General features: G+C 66.0%; 1 protein-coding gene. It reads right to left on the reverse strand.

All coding sequences use genetic code 11. The features are described 5' to 3' along the window. Positions 1–257: 257 nt before the first annotated feature. Positions 258–635 (reverse strand): pantetheine-phosphate adenylyltransferase (gene coaD, locus G7A99_RS23555; RefSeq protein WP_163144481.1); only part of this gene is annotated, 378 nt, incomplete at its 5' end.

The raw sequence follows: 635 nt of genomic DNA on the forward strand, positions 1-635 counted from the left end.
GTCCTCGGAGGCACTGAAGGGCAGGTTGCCCACGTAAATCGATTTCATCGTAACTACACTCATCTTCCCTACCGGCCACTCCGGGTCCGGTAGCTCAAACATCAAGTCTTGCTAGGCGACGGACTTCCATAAGTAGAACGCCACCGTGGCACGCCCTTCCAGGCGCACCGGGATCGACAGTAAGCGTTTCCCGGGCGGTTTGCAATTACAAATTGACGACGGTGCCCGCGCGCCGCCGGGCGGTAGCGCCAGAGCGCTCAGCTGCGGGCCATGCGTTCGTCCAGCGCACGCTGGACGCGGGGGTGGACGAAGCGGGTCACATCGCCGCCCAGGGCGGCGACTTCGCGCACGAGGCTGGAGGAGATGTAGGCGTACTGCTCCGCCGGCGTGAGGAACATCGTCTCCACCCCGGGGACGAGCTGGCGGTTCATGCTCGCGAGCTGGAACTCGTGCTCGAAGTCGGAGACCGCGCGCAGGCCGCGCAGGATGATCTGGGCCCCGCACTCGTTGACGAAGTCCGCGAGCAGGCTCTCGAACGGGCGCACCTCGACGTTGGGGAGGTGGCCGAGGACGTCCGCGCACAGCGCGACGCGCTCCTCGAGGGTGAACACCGGGCGCTTGCTCGCGCTGGGATA

It is taken from the genome of Arhodomonas sp. KWT, assembly GCF_010993615.1.